This is a genomic window from Aliamphritea hakodatensis, assembly GCF_024347195.1.
GTDB lineage: Bacteria > Pseudomonadota > Gammaproteobacteria > Pseudomonadales > Balneatricaceae > Amphritea > Amphritea hakodatensis.
Genome location: NZ_AP025281.1, coordinates 1584712 through 1606648 on the forward strand (window position 1 = coordinate 1584712; position 21937 = coordinate 1606648).

General features: G+C 51.6%; 23 protein-coding genes. 13 read left to right on the forward strand and 10 right to left on the reverse strand.

Features of this window, described 5'->3' with window-relative positions; genetic code table 11:
* The first annotated feature begins 7 nt into the window (after positions 1–7).
* The 5 genes from PCI15_RS07195 to PCI15_RS07215 all read left to right on the forward strand — a co-directional run bounded on the left by PCI15_RS07195 (position 8) and on the right by PCI15_RS07215 (position 4988).
* Positions 8–1213 carry a CaiB/BaiF CoA transferase family protein gene (locus tag PCI15_RS07195; protein ID WP_271273657.1) on the forward strand — a complete coding sequence of 402 codons (1206 nt, stop codon included), beginning with the start codon at positions 8–10 and terminating at the stop codon, positions 1211–1213.
* 125 nt (positions 1214–1338) lie between these two features.
* The gene (locus PCI15_RS07200; RefSeq protein ID WP_271273658.1) at positions 1339–2802 is read left to right on the forward strand and encodes an NAD-dependent succinate-semialdehyde dehydrogenase; all 1464 of its coding nucleotides are present in this window, start codon (positions 1339–1341) and stop codon (positions 2800–2802) included.
* Between the two features lie 351 nt (positions 2803–3153).
* Entirely contained in the window at positions 3154–3714 is a 561-nt protein-coding gene (locus tag PCI15_RS07205; protein WP_271273659.1) for a hypothetical protein, read from the forward strand.
* A 123-nt stretch (positions 3715–3837) separates the two neighbouring features.
* Positions 3838–4353 (forward strand): DUF2799 domain-containing protein, encoded by a 516-nt coding sequence (locus PCI15_RS07210; RefSeq protein WP_271273660.1) that lies wholly within the window; start codon positions 3838–3840, stop codon positions 4351–4353.
* A 29-nt stretch (positions 4354–4382) separates the two neighbouring features.
* On the forward strand, positions 4383–4988 hold the full coding sequence (locus tag PCI15_RS07215) for a class I SAM-dependent methyltransferase (RefSeq protein ID WP_271273661.1): 606 nt from the start codon (positions 4383–4385) through the stop codon (positions 4986–4988).
* An 8-nt stretch (positions 4989–4996) separates the two neighbouring features.
* On the opposite strand, the gene PCI15_RS07220 is transcribed toward PCI15_RS07215, so the two are convergent.
* The 5 genes from PCI15_RS07220 to PCI15_RS07240 all read right to left on the reverse strand — a co-directional run bounded on the left by PCI15_RS07220 (position 4997) and on the right by PCI15_RS07240 (position 9413).
* Positions 4997–5776, reverse strand: a complete 780-nt coding sequence (locus tag PCI15_RS07220) for a metallophosphoesterase (RefSeq protein ID WP_271273662.1) — start codon at positions 5774–5776, stop codon at positions 4997–4999.
* 36 nt (positions 5777–5812) lie between these two features.
* Entirely contained in the window at positions 5813–6130 is a 318-nt protein-coding gene (locus tag PCI15_RS07225; protein ID WP_271273663.1) for a cupin domain-containing protein, read from the reverse strand.
* A 133-nt stretch (positions 6131–6263) separates the two neighbouring features.
* Positions 6264–6740, reverse strand: coding sequence for a GNAT family N-acetyltransferase (locus tag PCI15_RS07230; protein WP_271273664.1), 477 nt, complete (start codon positions 6738–6740; stop codon positions 6264–6266).
* Between the two features lie 124 nt (positions 6741–6864).
* Positions 6865–7986 (reverse strand): polyamine ABC transporter substrate-binding protein, encoded by a 1122-nt coding sequence (locus PCI15_RS07235; RefSeq protein ID WP_271273665.1) that lies wholly within the window; start codon positions 7984–7986, stop codon positions 6865–6867.
* An 83-nt stretch (positions 7987–8069) separates the two neighbouring features.
* A complete protein-coding gene (locus tag PCI15_RS07240) occupies positions 8070–9413 on the reverse strand; it encodes a glutamine synthetase family protein (protein WP_271273666.1) in 1344 nt (447 codons plus the stop codon).
* Positions 9414–9893: 480 nt separating this feature from the next.
* On the opposite strand from PCI15_RS07240, the gene PCI15_RS07245 reads away from it, so the two are divergent.
* The 4 genes from PCI15_RS07245 (at position 9894) to PCI15_RS07260 (ending at position 12930) form a co-directional block, all read left to right on the forward strand.
* Positions 9894–11192: an NAD(P)/FAD-dependent oxidoreductase gene (locus tag PCI15_RS07245; protein ID WP_271273667.1), complete on the forward strand. Its 1299-nt coding sequence runs from the start codon at positions 9894–9896 to the stop codon at positions 11190–11192.
* Between the two features lie 61 nt (positions 11193–11253).
* Positions 11254–11886, forward strand: a complete 633-nt coding sequence (locus tag PCI15_RS07250) for a TetR/AcrR family transcriptional regulator (RefSeq protein WP_205658518.1) — start codon at positions 11254–11256, stop codon at positions 11884–11886.
* A 54-nt stretch (positions 11887–11940) separates the two neighbouring features.
* A complete protein-coding gene (locus tag PCI15_RS07255; RefSeq protein WP_271273668.1) occupies positions 11941–12291 on the forward strand; it encodes a cupin domain-containing protein in 351 nt (116 codons plus the stop codon).
* A gap of 285 nt (positions 12292–12576) precedes the next feature.
* Positions 12577–12930, forward strand: coding sequence for a putative quinol monooxygenase (locus tag PCI15_RS07260; protein WP_271273669.1), 354 nt, complete (start codon positions 12577–12579; stop codon positions 12928–12930).
* Between the two features lie 60 nt (positions 12931–12990).
* On the opposite strand, the gene PCI15_RS07265 is transcribed toward PCI15_RS07260, so the two are convergent.
* Together PCI15_RS07265 and PCI15_RS07270 are read right to left on the reverse strand one after the other, a co-directional pair.
* Positions 12991–14403, reverse strand: a complete 1413-nt coding sequence (locus PCI15_RS07265) for a sensor domain-containing diguanylate cyclase (RefSeq protein ID WP_271273670.1) — start codon at positions 14401–14403, stop codon at positions 12991–12993.
* Positions 14404–14599: 196 nt separating this feature from the next.
* A complete protein-coding gene (locus PCI15_RS07270) occupies positions 14600–16009 on the reverse strand; it encodes a multicopper oxidase family protein (RefSeq protein ID WP_271273671.1) in 1410 nt (469 codons plus the stop codon).
* A 417-nt stretch (positions 16010–16426) separates the two neighbouring features.
* On the opposite strand from PCI15_RS07270, the gene PCI15_RS07275 reads away from it, so the two are divergent.
* The gene (locus PCI15_RS07275) at positions 16427–17023 is read left to right on the forward strand and encodes a hypothetical protein (RefSeq protein WP_271273672.1); all 597 of its coding nucleotides are present in this window, start codon (positions 16427–16429) and stop codon (positions 17021–17023) included.
* Positions 17024–17155: 132 nt separating this feature from the next.
* On the forward strand, positions 17156–17617 hold the full coding sequence (locus tag PCI15_RS07280) for a tellurite resistance TerB family protein (protein ID WP_271273673.1): 462 nt from the start codon (positions 17156–17158) through the stop codon (positions 17615–17617).
* A gap of 106 nt (positions 17618–17723) precedes the next feature.
* Here PCI15_RS07280 and PCI15_RS07285 read toward each other — a convergent pair whose 3' ends face one another.
* Entirely contained in the window at positions 17724–18455 is a 732-nt protein-coding gene (locus PCI15_RS07285) for a DNA/RNA non-specific endonuclease (protein ID WP_271273674.1), read from the reverse strand.
* A gap of 350 nt (positions 18456–18805) precedes the next feature.
* On the opposite strand from PCI15_RS07285, the gene PCI15_RS07290 reads away from it, so the two are divergent.
* Positions 18806–19570: a hypothetical protein gene (locus tag PCI15_RS07290; protein ID WP_271273675.1), complete on the forward strand. Its 765-nt coding sequence runs from the start codon at positions 18806–18808 to the stop codon at positions 19568–19570.
* Between the two features lie 56 nt (positions 19571–19626).
* Here PCI15_RS07290 and PCI15_RS07295 read toward each other — a convergent pair whose 3' ends face one another.
* Positions 19627–20274, reverse strand: a complete 648-nt coding sequence (locus PCI15_RS07295) for a nitroreductase family protein (protein ID WP_271273676.1) — start codon at positions 20272–20274, stop codon at positions 19627–19629.
* Positions 20275–20333: 59 nt separating this feature from the next.
* Entirely contained in the window at positions 20334–21266 is a 933-nt protein-coding gene (locus tag PCI15_RS07300; protein ID WP_271273677.1) for an EamA family transporter, read from the reverse strand.
* Between the two features lie 149 nt (positions 21267–21415).
* On the opposite strand from PCI15_RS07300, the gene PCI15_RS07305 reads away from it, so the two are divergent.
* Complete coding sequence (locus PCI15_RS07305; RefSeq protein WP_271273678.1) at positions 21416–21928, forward strand: MarR family winged helix-turn-helix transcriptional regulator; 513 nt, start codon at positions 21416–21418, stop codon at positions 21926–21928.
* The last annotated feature ends 9 nt before the right edge of the window (positions 21929–21937 follow it).

Genomic DNA, 21937 nt, shown 5'->3' on the forward strand with positions numbered 1-21937 from the left:
GGTTCCAATGGGCGCGCTTTCTCACATTCGGGTACTGGATCTCAGCCGTATACTGGCGGGCCCCTGGGCCGGCCAGACACTGGCGGATTACGGTGCCGAAGTCATTAAAGTAGAACGTCCCGGCTGTGGTGATGATACCCGCCGCTGGGGGCCTCCGTTTGTTAAGGATGCCGAAGGTAATCCCGGCGACGCTGCGTATTATCACAGTGCTAACCGGGGGAAAAAGTCGGTGGCGATTGATATCACCAGCACCGAAGGGCAGGCGCTGGTGCGCAAGCTGGCTGCTGAGGTGGATGTGGTCATTGAGAACTACAAGGTTGGTGGTCTGGCAAAATACGGCTTGGATTACGCCAGCCTGAAAGCGGTAAACCCCCGTCTGGTTTACTGCTCAATCACCGGCTTTGGTCAGGACGGACCTTATAAGCAGCGGGCCGGTTATGACTTTATGATTCAGGCCATGGGTGGCCTGATGAGTGTTACCGGTGAGCCTGAAGGGCAACCGATGAAGGTGGGAGTGGCGCTGGCGGATGTGATGACCGGCCTGTATGCGGTGACGGCTATTCAGGCGGCACTGTTGCACCGGGAACAGTCCGGTGAGGGGCAGTACATTGATATGTCTCTGCTGGACGTGCAGGTCGCCGCGCTGGCCAATCAGGCGATGAACTATCTGGTGGCGGAGCAGCCGCCGGCCAGGCTGGGCAATGCCCATCCAAATATTGTGCCCTATGAAGCCTTTGCTACAGAGGATGGCCATATCATTCTGGCCGTGGGCAACGACAGCCAGTTCCGGGCCTTCTGCGAACTGGCCGGTGCCGCGGACCTTGCGGAGAATCCGGCGTTTGCCACCAATCCCCAGCGGGTTGCTAACCGGACGGATCTGATTCCGCTGATTAAACACCTGATGAAACAGTACAGCAGTGACTGGTGGCTGACTCAGCTGGAAGGTTGCGGTGTGCCGTGCGGCCCCATCAATACACTTGATCAGGTGTTCAGTGACCCTCAGGTACAGCACCGGGAAATGAAAGTGAATCTGCAACATCCCGAAATCGGCTCCGTGCCCGGAGTGGCCAATCCGGTGAAGTTCTCCGGTACACCGGTGACCTGTCAGTCGGCATCGCCGTTGCTGGGCGAGCATAGCGATGAGGTGTTACAGAATCTGGGTCTGGATGCTGCAGAGATTGCCAAATTACGTCAGGACCGGGTTATCAGTTAACGCTGAGGCCGGGTTATTCATACTGAAAACCGCCCGCTGGCGGTTTTTTTATACCGGATACTTTTGCATACAGTTGCCAGGAGCATCTGCCGTGCAGAAGTATCATAGCGAATTCAGGAGATAAGATGTTGAATTTACAGGATAAGGAACTGTTTCGTCAGCAGGCATACATTAATGGCCAGTGGCTGGAGGCTGATGAGTCTGCCATTAACCCAGTATTAAACCCCGCGAACGGCGAACAGCTGGCGACGGTCCCGGATATGGGGGCGGCAGAAACTCAGCGGGCGATTGATGCGGCCAATGCAGCCCTGCCTTTATGGAAGGCAAAAACCGCTAAAGAACGGGCAGCAGTACTGCGCAAATGGTACGAGCTGATTGTCGCTGCCAAGGATGATTTGGCGCTGCTAATGACCGCCGAGCAGGGCAAACCGCTGGCGGAAACCGGTGGTGAAGTGATGTACGGTGCCTCATTTATTGAGTGGTTTGCCGAAGAGGGTAAGCGCACCTACGGTGATGTTATTCCGACCCACGCGGCGGATAAGCGCATCATGGTTACCAAGGAACCGATCGGTGTGGTAGCAGCCATCACCCCCTGGAACTTCCCGAATGCCATGATCACCCGTAAAGCGGCCCCTGCGCTTGCGGCCGGCTGTACCATGGTACTGAAACCAGCAGAAGATACACCGCTGTCAGCACTGGCGCTGATGGTACTGGCTGAGCGGGCGGGTATTCCTGCCGGGGTGTTGAATGTTGTAACCACTAAACGGCCGGTAGAAGTGGGTAAAACCCTCACCGACAGCCCGGTGGTGCGTAAGCTGTCATTCACCGGTTCAACCGCGGTGGGCAAACAACTGATGCGCCAGTGTGCGGATACAGTGAAGAAAATGTCGCTGGAGCTGGGCGGTAACGCACCGCTGATCATTTTTGACGATGCTGATCTGGATAAAGCGGTACAGGGGGCGATTGCCTCGAAATTCCGTAATGCCGGCCAGACCTGTGTCTGTGCCAACCGTGTGCTGGTGCAGAGCGGCGTGTATGACGAGTTTGCGGCGATGTACGCAGCTGAAGTGGCGAAGCTGCAAACCGGTAACTGTCTGGAAGGTAATTTCCAGCAGGGACCAATGATCAATGGTCAGGCGGTAGAGAAGGTTACCGGCATGTTGAACGATGCCGTGGAGAAGGGCGCACGGGTGCTGTGCGGCGGTCAGGCCCATGAACTGGGCGGTAACTTCTTTGAACCGACGGTGCTGGCCGATGTGACGCCGCAGATGCGGGTGGCAAAAGAGGAAATTTTCGGCCCGATTGCCCCGCTGTTCCGTTTTGAAACCGAAGCTGAAGCCATTCAGATGGCAAACGATACCGAGTACGGTCTGGCGGCGTATTTCTTCAGCCGCGATCTGGGCCGGGTATTCCGGGTCTCAGAAGGCCTGGAGTACGGTATGGTGGCGGTGAATGAAGGCATTCTTTCCACGGAAGTGGCGCCTTTTGGCGGTGTTAAAGAATCCGGTGTGGGCCGTGAAGGTTCCAAATACGGCATCGAAGATTATCTGGAAATTAAATACACCCTGCTGGGGGGCATTAACGGTTAATCAGAATTACTTCAGATAAGTATTCGGTAAAAAAAAACCACCTGTTTGCTTTGGCAGCAGGTGGTTTTTTATGGGCGCTGTCCGGTAAGAATGATCCTGTGGGGTTGGTGGTCTTGCTTTTCAGGCTGATTGTTCAGATAGTTATTCCTGAGGCTCTGTTGCTGTGGCGGGTTGGTGCAGCCGCGGGTCGTAGGTGTTTGTGCCGCTTGTTAATCTAATGCTGTGGGGATACGGCCGGAAGATTTTTAGTTTCCGCTGGGAATTGACAGAGGCAGGTACGCATAGCAAGCAGCAGAGATGGAAGCCAGGGATGCGCTTCATGTTACGGTTCTGCACAACCAGGGATGGATAATGAATAACTACTTAGCAGTCAAATGTTCGTACGTATTTCTGAGCATGTTTTTGCTGGCATGCTCTGTGATGCCGGAAGCAGCTGCGTCAGGCTATCAGCCGATGGCTCCGGCGGTAAAAAATACCGACCGGGCGCGTCCTGTTCCCGCAGATAAGCATGCTGAGCAGGGATTTTCGTACCGGTTTTCAGAGACGGTTGAGTACTCGGATAAGTTCAATGTTTATCTTGTTGGGCAGCACTGCTACCGGGGTGGCCCGGTGCGCTTTTCTGTACCTGCAGAGCATTTTGTGATCAGTATGGGTAATCAGACATATGAAATATTCGGCAGAAGCGTCTGGGATCGGTTTTATACGGCTTCCCACTGGAACCCTATCCTCAGCAAACTGCAACTGGAATACTGGGTGATCGCATTACAGCGTGATGCCTGTGCCGATGTGATACTGGATACCCGGTATAAAACTGCTGAACTTTTGCGACAGGCCCGTGGCAGCGACGTGTTGGTTAAGGTGTTTGATGATGCGGATGAAATGATCGGTACATTTTGGTTACAGCTAAGGTGATTTTCCGGGCTGGCCGGTTGTCCGGTTTACTGCACTGGCTATACCGGTTCAGACAGGTAAGTGGAATCACTGTCGGGATTTCCTGTCATACTCAAATATGCAGCCAGATCAGAGGCGAGGGTTATGAGATACGTATTATTGCTGGTGATGACTCTTTTATTATCGGCCTGTGCAAGCCTGAATAAACAGCAATGTCTGGACGGTCAGTGGCAGGATATCGGCTATGCAGATGCCATGAAAGGCCTGACAACTGCCCGCTATGACGAGCACCGCGAAGCCTGTTTTGATTACGGTGTCAGCCCGGATTTCGACGCTTACAGCGCGGGCCATCAAGCCGGCGTACCGGATTTCTGTACCGCTGAGTCGGGCTTTAAAGCAGGCCGCCGTGGATACGATTATCAGGGATTCTGTACCGACTACGATGAGCAGGCCTTTCTTGACGGGCACGCCGAAGGGCTGGAAATTTACCGGATCGAACGGCAGATCAGCACTGCCCGGCAGTTTCTTTACAGCGCCGACATGGATTACACCCTTGGGGGCGGTTTTGGTGAAGCCTACTATGAATTCAAAATTGAGCGGCTTGAGTTAAAGCGGGATGAGATGCTCGAACGCAGTCGTTATTACCGTTCAGCTAAATAAACTGACACACAGAAGGACATTTTACGTTTATGGATCAGGAAGCAACGGAAGCCCGCTGGCAGAAATATTATGCACAGGTCAGTGCGCAGCCACACCGTAAACTGACTGCCATGGCTGTGAAGGCACTTGCCCCGGCGCTGCAAAAAACCGCGGTCGACTGTGGTTGTGGCACCGGCAGTGACATTGCGTATCTGCTGGAACAGGGGTTTGATGTACAGGGTTTTGATATCCGTGAAGAACCGCTGGATGTGTGCCGACAGCGTTTCAGCGGCTGTCCTCAGCTAAGGCTCACCCAGGCAGATTTTATGGGGTTTGAGTATTCGCCGGTCAGCCTGATTGTTGCAAATTCAAGTTTGTTTTTCTGCCCGCAACCGGGGTTTCCCGACGTCTGGCAACGGATGATGGCTGCACTGCCGGCTGGCGGTATCTTCAGCGGTGATCTTCTGGGCGTAAATGACAGCTGGGTTAACAGCCCGGATCATGACGTATCCGCTTTCACTGCCGCTCAGGTAGATGAGCTGTTTACCGGCTTTGAAATTATCTGTCGTAATGAGCGGGATGAGCCGGGGCAGACGGCCCTCGGGCGAAGTAAGCACTGGCATATGCATACGGTCATTGCCCGTAAACTTGCTTAAGGCTCTTATCAGAACCAGATAATTTCTGTGGCGGTGATGTTGGCATCATCCAGATCAATTATCCGGTAGCCCTGCCGGCTAATGTCCAACTGGTGAGCCGCCCAGAAATCCTCGTGATCGACGTTATCCTCCGGTTGTGCATGCTGTGCGTAGGCGAAGGTGGACGGACAGGTGAGGATGCGCACGCCGTTCACTGTCTGATCGCTGTCGTTGTGGGTGTGACCGGCAATCACAGCTTCTGTGTTCGGAGCATCTTTCAGGATGTTCAGTAACGCATCCGGATTGTGTAGCTGGCACCCTGAAGAAGGGCAGACTTTCCCCGGTGTGTGATGTAAGGCGGCCAGCACCGGTAAATCACCGGCGGATTGCAGCTGCGCTCTGAGCTGTTTCAGATCTGAAGGATCGAGTTGGCCGAATTCTTCGCCGGGGATGTGTGAATCCAGAAACAGCAGGTGCCAGCCCCGAACCGTGACTGCCTGCTGATAGCTGATCCTGAGTTTATCCGTAAAGGCGCTGGTCATGTTTTCCGGCAAATCATGGTTACCCGGTAACACATAAACCGGACAGTCCAGTGGAACCATACAGTCTGCGAAACGCTGATAACTTTTAACTGAACCGTCTTCGCTGATGTCGCCGGTAACGACGATCAGATCAGGTGCCGGTTGCAGGCTTTGGATGCTGTGTATGGCGGCGGTGAGGGATTCACCGGTATCAACGCCGTACAGTGTTTCTCCGGGAGATTGTGTCAGGTGTATATCACTGAGTTGCACGATGCGTAGCCGGGTCATATCCATGTCCGCTGTAGGATGAAACGAAGTGGCAGTTTAACTTTTTAACTCGATTTCAATAAACACAAATTCATGTTCGTTGGCGTTAACCACATTGTGTCTGATACCGGCAGGGCGGTAATAGGATTCGCCGGCGGTTAATTCAGAGAACTGTTCTGCTTCCTGTTCCTTGCCGGGTTCACCACGACAGGTTTCCAGCAGCAGCCTGCCACTGGTTTGCGGCACGACGATGTATGCCATTGTGTGGGTATGCCAGCCGGTTTCAGCGAAGGGAGCAAAGCGCCATTCCGTCACGATAACCCGATCGTTGTCTGTCTGTATCCGGCTTTGTGCTTTCAGTCTGCTGTGTGGCATGGCCTGTCCCTCAACTGTCCGTCGTTTTAGTCAGGCATTCAGCTTACGCCTGTTTAAAAACTGATCAGTAGGGCCACGGTTGTGTTTGCCAGTAGTACCAGCGACGGATGATGTTAAAACGAAAAAGACTTTTTTAAAGTGGAAGTTTCATCTTATACCCACCGGTAATTTCAAAGCCCTGTTTCAGGTAGAAATCGACCGTGTTCTGAAATTCCTCAACAGGCGGCGTACACAACTCCAGCCTTTTCCATGCCTGAGTTCTGGCATAGTGTTTTGCTTGACGGAGCAGGGCCTCGCCTGTTTTCCGGCGGCGGTATTCCGGTAAAACGTAGAATTCCTGAATGATGCCAAAACAGCCTTCTGTGTATAGGGCATAGCTTTCACACAAGGCGATAAAGCCAATGATTTTATCCCCGTGCCAGGTAGCTAACACCCGGTAGCGCTGCTCTTCAAGAAAGCGTTTGCACAGAACAGTCGTCTGCGGCAGATCGACATCGAAGTGCTGAGTGCCGGTGCGTTCAATGATTTCATTGGTCAGGCAAACGGCCAGTTGAGCTATTTCTGCAGCATTGTCAGCATTTACAAAGTTGATATTCACTCGGGTATCCATACGCATGTCTGAGAACAGGAAAGCTGTCAGAGTAAAGGCTTTTACAGGCACTAAAAAGCCCCCGGGGATCTTTTCCGCAGGGGCTTTTTAGTCGTGCTTTTTGACGGTCAGCTAAACGTAAGTATTAACGACCGGTTTTAATATCAGACCAGGTACGGTTCTGAACCTTGGCAATTTTTGGCGGCGTGGCGTTCCCCAGGAACAGACGCTCGCGTACTTCAGTGGTTGGGTAGATATTTGGGTTGCCGGTGATTTCCGGATCAACCAGTTCATTTGCCGCTGAGTTAGGGTTGGCGTATGCAACGTATTCAGTGATTGGTGCGATAACGTCCGGACGCATTACAAAGTCGATAAACTTGTGCGCGTTTTCAGCATTTTTGGCATCCGCCGGAATCATCATCATATCGAACCAGATTTCAGCGCCTTCTTTTGGAATGGTGTATTCAATGTTTATGCCGTTCTCAGCTTCGATCGCACGGTATTGTGACTGGAAAACGTCACCGGAAAAGCCGATAGCCACACAGATATCACCGTTCGCCAGGTCATTGACATACTGTGATGAATGGAATTGACGAATATATGGACGAATGTTTTTTAACAGCTGTGCTGCTTCAGCATCTGTTTTGTAATCGCTGCGTTTGTTGCTGTTTGGATCCTTACCCAGGTAATTCAGCACCAGTGGCATAATTTCGTTCGGTGAATCAAGAACGGTGACACCGCATTCTGCCAGCTTTTCGATGTTTTCTTTCTTGAAGATCAGGTCCAGGCTGTCAACCGGGGCGTCTTCACCCAGCGCCGCTTTAACCATGTCAACGTTGTAACCGATACCGGTTGTACCCCACAGGTATGGCAGGCCGTATTTATTGCCCGGGTCAGCGCTGGCCAGGGTTTTCAGCAGAGACGGATCCAGGTTTTCAAAGTTAGGCAGCTTGCTGCGGTCCATTGGCTGGAAAATACCAGCGGCAATCTGTAAGCGCATAAATGTAGAACTTGGCACTACCAGGTCGTAACCGGAGTTACCGGCAAGCAGTTTGGCTTCCAGTGTTTCGTTACTGTCGTAAACGTCGTAGGTCACCTTAATACCGGTTTCTGCTTCGAAACGCTCAATGGTGTCTTCGGCAATATAATCAGACCAGTTATAGAAGTTCAGCACTTCTTCCGCCTGGGCAGAGAGGGTCATGCCGGATAAGCCAATCGCCAGTGACGATGCGATAAGTTTCAATCGGGATGGTAAAGCTGTTTTCATTATTTTCTGCCTCACGTTTGGTGCCTGCGAATGATGCCGGCGAGTAGTTAGTGCCGCAGGGTATGATCTGCGGCACGGTTTCTTTATACGTTCAGTAACAGGAATTCACGCTCCCAGGAACTGATCACCTGATGGAAGGTTTCAAATTCTGCCCGTTTCACGCCGATGTAGGCGTCGATGAAGCGTGACCCCATGATTTCACGCAGTTCCGGACATTCTTCCAGCAAGCGCAAACCCTCTTCCAGTGAACGGGCCAGTTCGACGGAGTCACCGTCTTTAACGGCCGGACCCTCAGTGGGTTTGGTCGGTTCAATTTTGTTAACCAGCCCCAGATAGCCGCATGCCAGGCTGGCGGCAATGGCCAGGTACGGGTTGCAGTCTGCACCCGGGAAGCGGTTTTCGATCCGGGTTGCCGCCGGCACGGCTTCCGGCGCACGCAGTCCGGTAGTACGGTTATCCACGCCCCATTTCATGTTCACCGGTGCGGCAATATCCGGCGCAAAACGGCGGTATGAGTTCACATTGGGTGCGTAGAAGCTGATGGCGTTAGGGGTGAATGTCTGCAGGCCACCCATGTAGTGGTAGAACATGTCACTGTAGCTGCCATCTTCGTTGGCAAAAACATTCTTGCCGGTTTTAACGTCGATCAGGCTCTGGTGAATATGCATTGAGCTGCCTGGCTCAGCTTCCATCGGTTTTGCCATGAAAGTTGCATAGATGTTGTGCTTCAGTGCGGTTTCCCGCAGGGTACGTTTGAATACGAATACCTGATCCGCCAGTTTCAGGGCATCGCCATGCAGGAAGTTGATTTCCATCTGCGCAGCGCCGGATTCGTGAATCAGGGTGTCCACATCCAGCCCCTGTGCATCACAGTAGTTATACAGGGTATCGATGATTGGGTTGAATTCGTTCACCGCATCAATGCTGTATGACTGGCGGGCGGTTTCCTGACGGCCAGAACGGCCGGTGGCCGGACGGATTTCGTAGTCAGGATCAAGGTTCTTTTCGATCAGATAAAATTCAACTTCCGGTGCGATTACCGGACGCAGGCCTTTCTCTTCATAGAGTTTCAGTACCCGGCGCAGCACGTTACGGCTGGAAAGCGGGTGTGGGTCGCCGTCGAAGGTGAAACAGTCGTTAATGACCTGAGCGGTGGGTTCGTCGGCCCAGGGGACGAGGCGCAGAGAGTCCGGGTCAGGGACCAGTACCATATCCTTATCGGTCGGATCGACAATGTCGTCGTGGTTTTCCGCCCATTCGCCGTTAACTGTCTGTACCAGAAGCTGTTCGGGAATCCGGCCACCTTTCTCTGCCAGGAACTTATTCGTTGGATAGAATTTGCCCCGGGCATTACCGGTCATGTCCGGCATGGTGGATTCAACTTCAGTGATACCGTGTTCTTTGAGAAACCTTGCTACGGCTTCCATAAATCACCTTCTTATAATGTCTTGTCGAGGAAAGTGGCTGCCAGACGTATTCCGGTCAGGCCAGCTTTCAGCCAATAATTGTGTTAATAAACAGTTTGTTAGCATACAAGTACAAGAATAGCTTAGCAGTAATAAAATAGTCCTTATATGCCCCCTGGGGGATATATTTTTTATCTGCTGTTTGCTGTTACGCACCTGTCTGCTAACTGAGTGATTACCGGATGATTCTTGTTAATCCGAAATATCATTCGAGTTTTAGAGTATTTTATTGATTGCCTTAAATCAATACGGAAAGGTGAAAAAATTATTGGTTTATGGCGCTTGTAAGTATGTTTTTTTAGAATTATTATTCGGTTTATTGGTTTTTGGTGGAAGTTGTTTTAAGCACTTTTACTGGCTATTTGATAAAAAATAATGATAATTCAGCAGCTTGTCAGACGTGCCTGACAAATTTGCCCCGCAACACTCGGAGACCCGCATATGACATTGTCCGGATACGAACCTTCTTATTACTCGGCCACTGCGAACGTATCGCCGGCGCTGTCCGGTATTCAGGGACAGCCTTTGCGTGGTGAAACCCAGGCGGATGTCTGCATCGTTGGCGCGGGCTTTACCGGGTTGTCTGCCGCGCTGCATCTGGCGCAGAAAGGCTATTCAGTGGTGTTGCTGGATGCGGAAAAAGTTGGCTGGGGCGCTTCAGGCCGAAACGGTGGGCAGGTCTGTCAGGGGCACAATATGGATCATGAAGACATGATCGATAAGGTGGGTCGCCAGGCGGCAGACAGCCTCTGGGATATGTCGGTTGAATCCGTGGAACTGGTCAAGTCGCTGATCGCTGAGCACGGGATTGAATGTGATCTCAAGCAGGGCGTGTTGCATGTAGCAGCAAAGCCCGGGCATGTGGAAGAGATCCGTGAAAGCGTTGAATACAAACGCAACGTGATCGGTTATCAGGATATTGAATATGTTGATACCCCTGACGTGCAGAGCATGCTGGGCACTGACCGTTATCACGGCGGTGAACTCTGGAAAGAAGCAGTTCACCTGCACCCGCTGAATTATGCGCTGGGGCTGGCGGAGGCGGCAGTTAAGGCCGGGGTACGTATTTATGAAAATACCCGGGTGACTGACTATACCCAGGGGGCGGATCCTCAGGTGAATACGACCCAAGGCGTGGTGAAAGCCAAATATATCCTGCTGGCCTGTAACGGTTATCTGGGTAAGCTGGAACCACGCATTGCCGGTAAGATCATGCCGATCAACAACTTTATTATCGCCACCGAACCTCTGTCTGATGCGCAGTGCAGAGCGATTAACCGTGAAGATTACGCAGTAGCGGATTCCCGCTTTGTGATTAACTACTTCCGCCTGTCCGGCGATAACCGGCTCCTCTGGGGCGGCGGGGAGAACTATACCGCTAAGTTTCCGGCGGATATTCCATCCTTTGTACGTAAGTACATGCTTGAGTTCTACCCGCAACTGGAAGATGTGAAGATCGATTATGGCTGGGGCGGGACTCTGGCAATTACTCTGAACCGGATGCCGCATTTTGACCGCATTGATCAGAATGTGTTTGTCGCGCAGGGTTATTCAGGCCACGGTGTGGCACTGGCGACGCTGGGCGGCAAGCTGATGGCGGAAGCAATCAGTGGCAGTGCGGAGAAGTTTGATACCTTTGCAAATGTTCCCACACCGACATTTCCCGGTGGTACTTTATTACGATGGCCGGGATTAGTGGCCGGAATGCTGTATTATTCGTTACGTGACCGCTTTTTTTAACGTCGATCAGTCTGGCTGACCCTGAATATGCCTGGCTGATCCAGCAGGTATATTTGGAAGCATGAAAACAAAGCAGAATCTATCACCCAGAAATGCACCGGTTCAGGGGCGCTCCAAGCTGCGCTCCAAACAGATCATTGATGTCACCGGTGAACTGCTTGAACGGGTTGGTCTGGATGATCTGAATACTATTCTGATTGCCAAGGAAGTAGGGATATCTATCGGTTCCCTGTATCACTACTTCCCGAACAAACAGGCCATTCTCTATGCGATGGGGCTGCGCTGGCTGAATGAAATCGATGCAATTCTGCAGGAGTTTCAGGGCTGGCCGGTGGAAGAATATGAGCTGGAAGAGCTGGTAGATAAAATGGTTCAGCTGAACCTTAAAGCCTACCGCAAGCAGAAAGCCATGCTGACCCTGGTGCAGGCGATGTTTTCAGTGCCTGAGCTGCGGGAACTGGATACCCAGCATGATGAGCTGGTCATCAGCAAAATGGCAGAAATATTTAAACGCATGGGGATCAATGCCCATGTAAAAGAGCGTGAACGTCTTGCCCGGGTATACCTGGAAAGTACTCATGCGCTCTTCCTGACAGTGGTTAACCAGAAAGGTGAGCGTGCCAAGCGGACCCTGCAGGATCTTAAATTCATGGTTTGCAGCCTGCTGCGCCAGTATCAGGAAACCTATCGCTGATCGGCATACCGGGCTGCAAATATTTCATAATGTAATGCGGCCCGGAGTATCCCGATGTCAAAACTGCAACGCCTGCCAGCTTCTGTTGGCAATGCTGAATCCACCCCTATCGCTGCTGAAAAGCTGATCAGCGGTAATCCCACCAATATGCTCAACAATATGTTTACCAACGCGAAGGAAAACTTCTTTTGCGGCGTCTGGTCATCGACAGAAGGAAAGTGGGCACTGAATTACAGCGAAGATGAGTTCTGCTACATCATCAGCGGTAAAGCCGTGATTACCGATGCTGATGGCCACAGCGAAACGGTTGAAGCCGGCGATGCCTTTACCATTTCAGCCGGTTTCAGCGGCAGTTGGGAAACCATCGGTGAAGTGAAGAAGTTTTACGCGATTTACGAAGATTAAATCTGTTTCAGTACCGGTAAACTGAAAAATAAAAGCATATCCTGCGGGGTGTGCTTTTTTTTAGCCGTTTTGTTGTGAAGAAATTTTGTGGCTGTTTTGCCAATGTATTGCCATTCTTGTAGTTAGGTTTTGGGAAGCAAGGACGTTTTCTGAAAAAGGCATTGCCAGGCTTTTCGGGGTGTTTAGGGGTGGTTTTGAGGGGTTCGGTCTGACCGGATACCGCAGCAGAGAATCACCGGATATTCGGGCATCTGGCGAGATAAGCGATTGAATGAGGCAATGAATATGAGAAGCCAAATCTACTGGATTCTGAAGTGTGATGTGAATGCAGGCATGCAGGCGGGCCTGAATGCTGTGGCGACAAAGTTCTGTGAACGCACAGCAGGAGAAGAAGGCGTTGTTGCTTACGAATGGTCACTGAGTGAAGATGGCAAGCGTCTCCATGTCTATGAACGCTATTCAAACAGTGATGCTGCGCTGACCCATCTGGGAAATGTGGGGCCGATGCTTGATGAACTGTTTGCGTTAGTTACGCCCAGAGAGATTGTCTGTTACGGCAATGCCAGTGAGGCTTTTCGGAATGCCATGAAAGATTTTCCGATGTGTTACATGAAGACCTTTGACGGTTTCCATAAATAAGGTTACTGACACCACGGTCAGTGAAAAAACTTGTCAGAAGTTTTGCTTTAACGGTGGTTTTTAGAAAGGTTCCTGAGCGCAGATAACCCTGTTTCTGCCATTCTGTTTGGCGTTATACAGCGCTTTATCTGCACGCTTGAGAATCTGTTCCGGTGTTTCATCCTGTACTGAGATACAGGCCTGCCCGATGCTGAGTGTAATATTCAGTTCAGGCTCCCCGTTAACGGACAGTGGTTGCTCACCGATATCCAGCCGTATCCTTTCTGCCAACGCCTGCCCGGCGATCTGACTGGTATGGGGTAATAACACCACGAACTCATCGCCCCCCAGGCGACCGGTAATATCTCCGGTCCGCATCAGGCTGTTAAACCGTTCGGTAATGGCGAGTAACACCTTATCGCCAATGTCGTGGCCGTGGTTGTCATTAATATCCTTGAAGTTATCAACATCAATCATCAGCACAGAAAACACAATGCCATGGCGTTGTGCCTGACTGAATTCCCGGTCGAGCACTTCGTTAAAGTAGCGCCGGTTGTAGAGCCCGGTAAGGGGATCAGTATTGGCCTGCATACTCAGGTATTTGTTTTCGGAAATGGTTTTCTCTAGCGAACGGACCAGAGCGACGTATTCAGAAATGTCCCGCACGGCTGCCAGAATCTGTTTTCCGTGCCGGGTGAGGATATTATTGAGACGAACCTCTACCGGTATTTCCCGACCGTCTTTATGCAGGGCGTGAATGTCCGTCCGGGTACGTTTCATGTTGCGCAGGTTGCTGTTCTCTGCCTGTGCTTCACGCTGTAATTTGTGATTATGGCGGTAAGCCGGCGGGACCAGGTCATCAACATTCATATTCAGCAGTTCATCATTGCTGTAGCCCAGCAGCAGTGTTGCTTCTGTATTGGCACGAACAATCAGGCCATCCAAATTACTTTGGATAAGGGCGTCCGGAGACATATCAAACAGCGCCTGGCTTTCGTCCAGCGCCAGCCTGGTAGATGCATACAGCTCATCCATTCTTAACAGATTACTGTTCAGCTGCTGCTCCATCTCCATTTGCTGGGTAATATCGTTATGGGCGCCCAGCATGCGGACCGGTGTACCATCGGTATCGCGGATTGCCATGCCCCGGCAGCGGACCCATACCGTAGAACCTGAGGCGTGCTTATAGCGAACAACCTGATCGTAAGGGTGGTCCGGATCGGCCAGGTGTTTGTTAAAATTGTCCAGTGCCAGCGCCAGATCTTCCTGAAAGATCAGATCCTGCCATTCGGATGCCAGATGCTTTTTGTGTGCCGGATCTATTCCCAGAGTCTGCCAGAAGGTTGCGCTCATCCATTCCTGTTCGGGATCTTTCAGATCCCAGTACCAGAGGCCATCCAGCGAGGCTTGTTCGAGAAAATCGAAAGTATTGGTGTCGGACTGGATCAGCGCGTAAAGCTCCTTGCGGAGATAATGCTCAGTGGGATCGCTCATAGAAACTGGCTAAATTTTACTCAGGCGGGAAAAACGGCGGACTATAACAAAATCCGTGCCATAAATAACTCGAGCGAAAATGTTAATGTGAAAAAGTTATAAAGGTGGTCGCTTTTTGACAAAGCTGCCGTCAGCGGTTTTTTTAAAGAGTCTGCCGGCTTTTATGACAAGAGGCCACCGGCAGAAAGGAGGGGAATCAGGCGATGGTTATATAGCCCATCAGTCCGGTTTTCATGTGTTCAATAACATGACAGTGGTACATCCAGCGGCCCGGGTTATCGGCAACGAAGGCAATCTGAACCTGTTCATTCCGTTCCATCAGTACAGTATCGGTGAAGAACGGATCGATCTTCTTCTGATTAGAGCGGATGACCTTGAACATTACGCCGTGGATATGAATAGGGTGGCGGTGCGGCGTGGCATTTTTAAGGTCAAAAACATAGGTTTTGCCCAGCTCCAGCGTTGCCAGCGGGGCCGGGATGTTATCTGCGCTCATGCCTGTCCAGGGAATGCGATTGATCGCCCAGAACCTTGGCATGGCTTTGCCTTTGCTGTCGGCCGGTGTGACTGCGCCTTCCCATTCAAAGGTAAAGCGTTTGACTTCGGCACTGGCCAGATCCGGTTCCGCCAGCGGATTCAGGGGGGGCAGAGGCGCCGTTTCTGCAACCGGGTGCCTCAGCGGCGCGGCAACCGTTTTCAGGCGCAGTAACTCCCGGTACGAGCGTTTGCCTCTGCCGTTTTCAATGACGATCTCCTGTCCGGCTGGCGGGGCTTTAATGGCAATGTCCACGCGCATACCGGCACCGATAGAGTAAGTGTCCAGTGGCTTGGGTTCCGCCAGGGGATTGGCGTCGATACTGATGATATACGCGGGGTAGTCTTTCACGCGCAGTTTATAGACCACGGTGTTATCCACGTTGGCGAAACGCAGCCGTAACCAGCCTTCAGCCGGCACATCTATGGAGGGCTTATTGACGCCGTTTACCGTTGGGTAGTTACCCGGGGTGCCCATACGGGCTGCATTTCGCGGGGTGGTCAGGGCTTTAAATGAGCCGTCTTTATTCAGATGCCAGTTCTTCAGCATCAGCGGCAGATCTGCGGCGTATTCGTCCGGTGAGAACTGTTCATTGTCTGCTTCTTCCACAATTAACAGGCCGACCAGCCCTTTACCCAGTTGCTCAACACTGTTCACATGGGGGTGGAACCAGAAGGTGCCGGCATCCGGCGGGGTGAAATGATAAACAAAGGTTTCACCCGGCATGATCGGCATCTGGCTCAGGAAGGGCACGCCGTCCATCTTGATATCAATCCGTATGCCGTGCCAGTGAATGGTGGTCGGTTGCTGAAGCCGGTTGACTACCCGTATTGTGATGGGCTTGCCCTGTTTTGCTTTCAGTGGCGCATGAGGGTATTCACCATTAAAGCCTAACCCCGGGGTAGTGGTGCCGGGTCTGATTTCAAAATCGGCCGGTTCAACGGTCAGGGTATAGTCATACTCGCCGTTTTGCTGCATACGGGTGACCGGTACGCAGCCGGTGAGTACAGCACTGGCCAGCAGGCCGGTTTGCAGGCTGGTTTTCAAAAAGTCGCGGCGGTTGACGCTCATGGAGAATCTCTGAATTAAATATAAATGGGAATTATTTGCGTTTTATAGGGCCGGGTCAGTTTTGTCAAACTTCTTAGCACGGTTTTGACGCCTGAATGAGGTATAAGACGTCAGGTACAGGCCATGAGCTGAACGTCGATGTTGCTCTGGGTAACCCGCTATCGGTGGATATACGCAGCGGGTTTCCGTTTCTCTCTGCCCCGAAGTGCTTCAGGCGAAGTGGTTTATATGTTGATTTGATGGGGTATTTCAGGAACTGAGGGCTGGATCGCAGTGATCCCGTACAGTACATCGAGGAAGGTTTAATACAGAGACGGCTAGCAAGTAAGCTGTGTAATTATTTGGGAAGTATGGAGTTGTTGCAGTAGCTTAGGCTGTAATGACTCGGTATCAGTAATCATGGAGTGATTGTCAGAGATGTTAGAGATCGTATTTGTTTGCATAGCGGTACTGTTTATAGCTTTACCTGCTTTTTTTGCAGTTAAACTGACTGAGCGCGAACGTTCTAAAAACGTTGAAAAGTGTGCGTCGGAGATTTCTGCCGGAAGTAAATACCAACAGAATGAAAAGGTTGAAGTATTTGAAGGTGTTGCACATAGCAGTGCAGATGGAAAAAAGGATGGTTTTTCGACAAGAGGCATCTGGATTGGCGGTGTATTTGCTGTAGGGATTGGATTTGTTTATTACATAATTCTTACTGTCTACTCCATTTATGTAACAGGGTCAGATGTTGATCTGGCACTTTCTGTTGTTCATGCTCACCAAGCGGGATTAGGGCGCTTATCCAGTCTGTTTATCATGATTACTGCTGGCTATTTAGCGGCCCGTTTATCTGTTTCGCAATGTTATTTCAGCGCTCTTTTGGTTGCCATGATAGTTATCTTAACCATGTTCAATATCCCCATTGTTATCTACAGTATTCATACGAATCCTTTTATAGTCATAGCTGGCGGGCTATTTGGGGCCTTTATGTATTCAAAATTAAGAAGGTCTGAGCAAGTTAATATTGGCTAGTCGTTCGTGTGAAAGTGTTGAACTGAAGTATTCCACATTCTTTCCATTTTACTGCTGTTATAGTAAGTCACTTCGGAAGCAGTTTTTGGTAACTGTCTGAACATTCATGAGTTATAGCTGTCACGAGTTACTATGAACTTAAAAGACAAAATAAAGCATTTTTTTACCCAAGAGCTGTCAGTCAGTGATACTCAGGATACGGCGGACAGGTTACAGCTGGCTGCTGCTACCTTGCTTATTGAGCTCAGTAAGGCTGACTATGAGCGTGATCCGAAGGAGCAGGAGGCTATAGAGGCCGCCCTGAATAAGTGTTTTGATCTTGATCCTGAGCAGCTGAAACAAGTGATTGAACTGGCGGAACAGCAGAGCAGTGACTTAACATCACTGTATCCGTTTACCTCTCTGGTCACCGACAACTACGGCCCGGAACAGCGTTTTGAGTTAGTGAAAATGTTATGGCAGGTTGCGGCGGCTGATGGTGAGATCAGTAAATACGAAGATCATTTAATCCGCAGGATTGCGGACCTGATTCACCTGCCGCACGGCGAGTTTATCCGCGCTAAACTGGCGGTGCTTGAGGCAAAAAATCTCTGAATCACTTGTACGTCTGCCCCTGTAGCAGGACAGTTCTGAGTGTCGGAAACTTCGGTGACTGACTTGTTTCTGTCACCGGAAGTAAGGGGTACCGACAGCGAATCCTTCATCCCATTGGCCAGAGCCGGTTGATGGTGTTTTTTTCCCGCTCAATTTTTTCACCGGTCAGGTTATTCCAGACCATGATGCCGGTACGCCTTTCGATATAGCTGGTTTTTACCTGGTAGGCTTCAAGCTCGCCGTCGGCCCGCGCATTGGGCATTTCGAATGCCCACATTTTTAGCCGGCCGTTCAGCTGTTCTGCCAGAATACATTTGAAAAAGTGACTGGGGATGGGGATTTCCACACCGTTATCGTCATGCTGGCCGACGGTTTCTATCGGGCTGTCGTAGTCAAAGACCGGCCCGGTAATCACATAGGTTTCAACCACGTTTTCCAGTTGATTTAGCTTGCGAATGGCGGTTTCCAGGGTGCGCCATTTTCCCCGGTTCAGCTTTGATGCCTGAGGCGACATGTTAGATAGCAGAAAGGTTTCGCTGTTCTGCACATGGGTGTCGTCCATGTCGGCGCTGGCGACCAGATGGCCGCGATCATAGCCGGAGTTGCTGTAATCACTCAGGTCAGCCCTGAATTCCGGAGGAATCCGGAAGTCAGGCCGGAAGTTATTCAGCCGGGTGACACCGTCCATGTCGGTTTGGCCCGGATCAACAATTTCCAGTGCCCATTTTGCCTGTCGGAAGTAATAGGAATAGCCAACGGTAAAAAAGCGGTTATATAAAATCTGGTCAGCTGCCGGGCAGCCATAGCGGGTTTCAGGTTTCAGTGTGTTCAGGTTCATAGGCGTTTTCCTGAGTAGTTATTACTGAAGAGTATTCAGATTATGGCCTGAGAGGGCTGAATACCAGCAGAGATTACCCAGAATAGGGGCTGATTAAGCGTGCTGAATGTGCTGTTTAATGTGTGTTTTTTGGGGGGTAGCGCAAAACTCTTGTTTAGCGGCGAATAATAGGGGTTAAGTCTTGCGTCGCAGGTATGGGCATGTTTGACTATGCGCCGCTTATCAGAATTGTCGCGGCAGATGTTGATCACGGATGTGCAATATTTGAGGAACTCTGGATGATCCCGCGCCTGATAACGATACCATCACCTGAGGTGATGGATACCACATTCTAATAAACGGAGTTAATCATGAGATATCTGCTGGCACTTGCGGGATTGCTGCTGCCACTGATGCTGCCAGGGACTGTTTTTGCCGGCCAGTGTTCTTATTGGCTGTCTGCCGGTGACAGTGAGCCTTACCCGGTTGAAGAGATTTCAGCCTTTGCCGAAGACGAAATGCGCCCACGGCTGAACCGCGCCAAACAGCGATTCAATGTTGCTTTTATCCGCCAGTGCGACGGGGATGAAGCGCGCTTTCAGCTGGAACTGCTGACAGAGAATCTCTACATTCTCGGCATTAACGGCCATACCCTTCCGGAAGATATTGTACGCTATACCAATGAGCCGTTAACTATCAGCCGGGAACGGTTCGAAGCCAGCTTTGAAAATGCGCTGTGGTTTGGCTCTTTATCCCGCCGTCAGAAACAGGCCACGCTGAAAATGCTGGCGTTTGTTATTTCTGAAACTGCCCGGTTCAGCGATGTGGAAACAGCCGTTAACAATGTTTTCAATCAGGGGTGTTTGTATGAGTGGCTGGAATATGCCAGCCTGCTGCGTCGCTGGAAGACCATGTCTATTTTTGCCAACAGCCGGGGGCTGGCCTATGGCAATCAGTATACTGGCGGCGCCCGGGCATTTTTACTGGCACCGATAACGGCGAAAATGGTCAGCGAATATAATCAGGCTGTCAGTCAGGGATGGGAAGTGGTCCGCTACGATTATAACCGGCGGGAAACCGACCGGCCGGTACAGATCGGTAAACCTCACTGTCCGGCCAATCTGGCTGAATCCTGATTTTTCCAGGGATGCTTTAACTCAGGATGTCTTTTTAATCAGACCTTCTTTTTTAATCAGATATAGTCGAGTATTTCAGCAACCGGTTTCCGGCATTTTTGCCGCCGGTTGCTCTGTTCCTCCGGGTAGCCCACCGTGACCAGCATCACCGGCACTTCGTCAGCATTAAGCTGAAATTCTGCAATTACCCCTTCTATATCAAACCCGCTCATAGGGCCGGCTGCCAGCCCCATGCTTTCGGCTGCCAGCATCAGCGTCATGGCTGCCAGCGAGGCTGAACGGAAGGCTTCATCCCGCTGTAACTGTGGGTTGTCCGTGTGGGTCTGGGTGGCGGCATCTACCCAGCTCTCCTGCAGCTTCGCCGGTACGATACCGGCATCCACGGAAGGTTGCAGCGCCTGTTGTAACTGGTTATGTGCATTCAGTGTACCGCAGATAATAAAGGTGACCGCCGCGCTGGCAACCTGTGGCTGACCATAGGCCTGCGCCTGGAGCCTGGCTTTCGCCTCCGGGGACTGAACCGCAATGAAACGCCAGTTCTGCATGTTGTAGGCGGAAGGGCTTAAACCGGTCAGCCGGATCAGGGTTTCAATGGTGTGCTGTTCCAACTGCCGGCCGGGCTGATAACGGCCGGTTGAAATGCGGTTTTCCATCAGTCCGGTAAATACCTGTTGTGGTAAAGATGTTTGTGGCTGTGAAGTCATGTCGGTGTCCTTTTTATGTTCAGTAGTTTTCAGTAGCTTTCAGTAATTTTCAGTGGTGTTCAGGCAGTTGTTTTTGCTAAAGGATTGTCGCTTATGGTCCGGGTCTTCGGCTCAGCCGCAGGCGTTTTGGCCGGTCTGTTCTGCATCAGGTAAACGCTGATCAGCACGGTTATGAAACCGGCCATTCCGGTGGCAGAGATGCTTTGCCCCAGGAATGTCCAGCCCAGTACCACGGCGGTAAGAGGGCTGAACAGTCCCAGTGATGAAACAGCTGCCGGAGACAGTTTGCTGATGCCCCGGAACCACAGCGCATAGGCCAGAACCGCGCCAATCAGGCAGAGGTAGGTGTAGCCGCCGATCTGCACAGGGCTGAGTGCCGGCAGAGACGCTTCAGTGAGCAAGCTGACCGGCAGCAACATCAGGCCTGCCAGCAGCAGTTGCCAGCCGGTGAATGCCAGCAGTGGCATCTGGCTGCGCCACTGACGGGCCAGATAAGTACCGCAGGCCATGCTCAGTGCACCGGCCAGAGCAGCGGCTATACCTATATTGTCCCAGGCGGCATCGGGAGAGAGCAGCAGTACGGCCATTCCGCCAACCCCGGTGATACTGGCAAGGAGCGTGATCAGCGCCGGTTTTTGCTGTGCCAGCCCCCAGCAAAGCAGGATGACAAACATTGGCTGAATCGCCCCCAGTACCGCTGCAACCCCGCCGGGCAGACGGTAAGCAGCAATAAAAAGCAGTGCCTGAAACAGCCCCAGATTAAGTGCTGCCAGTATTGTCAGCCGCCACCATTCTTCTTTGCGTGGCAGATGACGGCACAGGCACACCAGTAAAATACCCGCAGGCAGAATGCGCAGCATGGCTGCTGTCAGCGGTCGGTCGGCGGGCAGCAGTTCAGTGGCAACAATGTAGGTCGATCCCCAGGTGACCGGGGCAATTGCTGTGAGAAATATATCCCACCAGAGTGCCGGTCTGGCTGTTGAGTTGTGCATCGGGTTCACCTTAGCGGTTGGATTTAATTTGTCTTGATATCAAGATAAATGGTATTCTTATGATGATTTGTCTTGAAGTCAAGATAAATTTATCGATAATGGTTTTACTGTTTAATGTCAGCCTTGTCTGACGGTTATGGAAAATTCATATGACGGATAAGCATTCAGACGCGGGCGGCGATGCCGTGGATAACATCATTGCCCAGTGGCGGGCTGAACGGCCGGACCTTAATCTGGAAGGGATGGCGACCATCGGCCGGGTAAAGCGTTGCGCGGCTTTACTGCAGCCGAAGCTGGAGAAAGTATTCAAAGAGTATGATCTGAATTTCTGGGAGTTCGATGTACTGGCAACTCTGCGCCGTTCCGGTGGGGATTGCTGCCTGTCACCTACGGAGCTGTTTTCCACCATGATGATCACGTCCGGCACCATGACCCACCGGATGAAGCAACTGGAATCCCGCGGGCTGGTGGAGCGGTTACCGAATCCTCAGGATGCCCGCAGCATGCTGGTGAAACTGACAGACGAAGGTTTTGCCAAAGTGGATGCGGCGGTCACCGCGCATACCATCAATGAACAACAGATTCTGGCGCAATTACCGGCTGAGAAGCTGGCGGCGCTGGATGAAGCGCTGGTGGATTTGCTGGCGGTGCTGGACGCGTAAGTGATGATG

Excerpts from the sequence above, each read along its gene's own strand:
- PCI15_RS07195 (WP_271273657.1), top strand. The coding sequence starts at position 8 with ATGGGCGCGCTTTCTCACATTCGGGTACTGGATCTCAGCCGTATACTG.
- PCI15_RS07200 (WP_271273658.1), top strand. The coding sequence starts at position 1,339 with ATGTTGAATTTACAGGATAAGGAACTGTTTCGTCAGCAGGCATACATT.
- PCI15_RS07205 (WP_271273659.1), top strand. The coding sequence starts at position 3,154 with ATGAATAACTACTTAGCAGTCAAATGTTCGTACGTATTTCTGAGCATG.
- PCI15_RS07210 (WP_271273660.1), top strand. The coding sequence starts at position 3,838 with ATGAGATACGTATTATTGCTGGTGATGACTCTTTTATTATCGGCCTGT.
- PCI15_RS07215 (WP_271273661.1), top strand. The coding sequence starts at position 4,383 with ATGGATCAGGAAGCAACGGAAGCCCGCTGGCAGAAATATTATGCACAG.
- PCI15_RS07220 (WP_271273662.1), bottom strand. The coding sequence starts at position 5,776 with ATGACCCGGCTACGCATCGTGCAACTCAGTGATATACACCTGACACAA.
- PCI15_RS07225 (WP_271273663.1), bottom strand. The coding sequence starts at position 6,130 with ATGCCACACAGCAGACTGAAAGCACAAAGCCGGATACAGACAGACAAC.
- PCI15_RS07230 (WP_271273664.1), bottom strand. The coding sequence starts at position 6,740 with ATGGATACCCGAGTGAATATCAACTTTGTAAATGCTGACAATGCTGCA.
- PCI15_RS07235 (WP_271273665.1), bottom strand. The coding sequence starts at position 7,986 with ATGAAAACAGCTTTACCATCCCGATTGAAACTTATCGCATCGTCACTG.
- PCI15_RS07240 (WP_271273666.1), bottom strand. The coding sequence starts at position 9,413 with ATGGAAGCCGTAGCAAGGTTTCTCAAAGAACACGGTATCACTGAAGTT.
- PCI15_RS07245 (WP_271273667.1), top strand. The coding sequence starts at position 9,894 with ATGACATTGTCCGGATACGAACCTTCTTATTACTCGGCCACTGCGAAC.
- PCI15_RS07250 (WP_205658518.1), top strand. The coding sequence starts at position 11,254 with ATGAAAACAAAGCAGAATCTATCACCCAGAAATGCACCGGTTCAGGGG.
- PCI15_RS07255 (WP_271273668.1), top strand. The coding sequence starts at position 11,941 with ATGTCAAAACTGCAACGCCTGCCAGCTTCTGTTGGCAATGCTGAATCC.
- PCI15_RS07260 (WP_271273669.1), top strand. The coding sequence starts at position 12,577 with ATGAGAAGCCAAATCTACTGGATTCTGAAGTGTGATGTGAATGCAGGC.
- PCI15_RS07265 (WP_271273670.1), bottom strand. The coding sequence starts at position 14,403 with ATGAGCGATCCCACTGAGCATTATCTCCGCAAGGAGCTTTACGCGCTG.
- PCI15_RS07270 (WP_271273671.1), bottom strand. The coding sequence starts at position 16,009 with ATGAGCGTCAACCGCCGCGACTTTTTGAAAACCAGCCTGCAAACCGGC.
- PCI15_RS07275 (WP_271273672.1), top strand. The coding sequence starts at position 16,427 with ATGTTAGAGATCGTATTTGTTTGCATAGCGGTACTGTTTATAGCTTTA.
- PCI15_RS07280 (WP_271273673.1), top strand. The coding sequence starts at position 17,156 with ATGAACTTAAAAGACAAAATAAAGCATTTTTTTACCCAAGAGCTGTCA.
- PCI15_RS07285 (WP_271273674.1), bottom strand. The coding sequence starts at position 18,455 with ATGAACCTGAACACACTGAAACCTGAAACCCGCTATGGCTGCCCGGCA.
- PCI15_RS07290 (WP_271273675.1), top strand. The coding sequence starts at position 18,806 with ATGAGATATCTGCTGGCACTTGCGGGATTGCTGCTGCCACTGATGCTG.
- PCI15_RS07295 (WP_271273676.1), bottom strand. The coding sequence starts at position 20,274 with ATGACTTCACAGCCACAAACATCTTTACCACAACAGGTATTTACCGGA.
- PCI15_RS07300 (WP_271273677.1), bottom strand. The coding sequence starts at position 21,266 with ATGCACAACTCAACAGCCAGACCGGCACTCTGGTGGGATATATTTCTC.
- PCI15_RS07305 (WP_271273678.1), top strand. The coding sequence starts at position 21,416 with ATGACGGATAAGCATTCAGACGCGGGCGGCGATGCCGTGGATAACATC.